Raw genomic sequence first — 1,401 nt, forward strand, 5'->3', positions numbered from 1 at the left:
CGAGTCCAGTAGTGCCCACCATTTTTGTTTTATATGCACGAAGCTTTTGACTCACGTACCTTAGTACGCTTCGCCAAAACCTTAGCACATCTAAAGTCAAAAACAACTTATTATTATATGCGATTGTAGCTCAGTTGGTTAGAGTGTCTGCCTGTCACGCAGAATGTCGAGGGTTCGAGTCCCTTCAATCGCGCCACATCCCCTAAAAAATCCCTTTATAAAAAGCTTTTAGTTCCACGTCCATCATACATATCTTTATATCGAAACGTTATAAGATTTTGCATTATTGCGAAGAGAATAATAAAGTTAATAAAACTACTTCCCCCATAACTAAACATAGGCAGAGGAACACCGACTACGGGAGCATACCCTATGGTCATTGAGATATTTACGCCCATGTAAACAAAAATCATAAACGAGATGCCTATTGTGACGACTTTTATGTAGTAGTCATTATAAAAAATACTAAGACTAAATAGATGCAAAATAAGAACTACATAGATAAGTATAATTGCCAAAGCTCCTAAAAATCCGCTTCTCTCAACAAGAAATGCAAAGATAAAGTCACTCGTAGAGATAGGCAAAAAGCGCATTTGCGTCTGTGTTGCCTCATCTTTGGATTTGCCGGTAAGTCCTCCTGAGCCTATTGCGATTATGGATTGCTGCACATGGTATGAGGGTTTTTCACTAAGAAAATCTGTTATTCTTGTTTTTTGATAATCATGGAGCAAAAATTTGTAGGCAACCGGAGAGAAAAGCAGGATTGAGCCGACAATTACTGCCCATATTTTCCAGTGAACACCTACAAAAAAAAGAACGCCATAACCGATAATAAGAAGAATAAGTGCAGTACCCAAGTCGGGCTCTTTTGCAATTAGAACGAATGGGAGCAGAATATAAAGACTGATTTTTAAAAAATCTTTTATTTTGTATCCATCTTTTGGCGGCGGATTTTTGTGAATAATGTAAGCAAGCATTAAAATAAGAGCCGGTTTTACAAACTCCGATGGCTGAATAGTTGCATTTACAAACGGTATCTCTATCCATCTTTGAGCGCCAAGTCTTGCATGACCGAAAAATTCAACCGCTAAAAGAAGCGCTATATTTATCCAGTAAATAAGCGGAATAACCCAACTCATTCTGCGAATAGGGAGTAAAAATACGCCTAGAAAGACCAACGATGAGATTCCGACATAAGCAATCTGTTTTTGTGCAAGAGCCGGTACGACTTCATTAATAAGCCAGTTTGAAGTAATTATAAGAGGAATGATGAGGATAATAGAAAAAAAATCAAATTGTGCTAAAATACGTTTATCAATTCTCCACAAATTTGAAACTCCATAAAATTTTAGAAATTGTATCATAAAGGTTAATAATATGAATAATACTAATAATCTATCA

At 36.4% G+C, this 1,401-nt stretch carries 1 protein-coding gene and 2 tRNA genes (1 of these 3 cut by a window edge); 2 read left to right on the top strand and 1 reads right to left on the bottom strand.

Annotated elements, in window-relative coordinates; translation table 11 throughout:
• Together RQ763_RS10560 and RQ763_RS10565 are read left to right on the top strand one after the other, a co-directional pair.
• Positions 1–21: transfer RNA gene (locus RQ763_RS10560), tRNA-Val, on the top strand; it begins 155 nt to the left of the window's first position.
• 98 nt (positions 22–119) lie between these two features.
• Positions 120–196: transfer RNA gene (locus RQ763_RS10565), tRNA-Asp, on the top strand.
• Positions 197–215: 19 nt separating this feature from the next.
• Here RQ763_RS10565 and RQ763_RS10570 read toward each other — a convergent pair.
• Entirely contained in the window at positions 216–1,328 is a 1,113-nt protein-coding gene (locus RQ763_RS10570; RefSeq protein WP_314152914.1) for an FtsW/RodA/SpoVE family cell cycle protein, read from the bottom strand.
• Between the last annotated feature and the right edge of the window lie 73 nt (positions 1,329–1,401).

The organism is Sulfurimonas sp. (assembly GCF_032250635.1).
GTDB lineage: Bacteria > Campylobacterota > Campylobacteria > Campylobacterales > Sulfurimonadaceae > Sulfurimonas.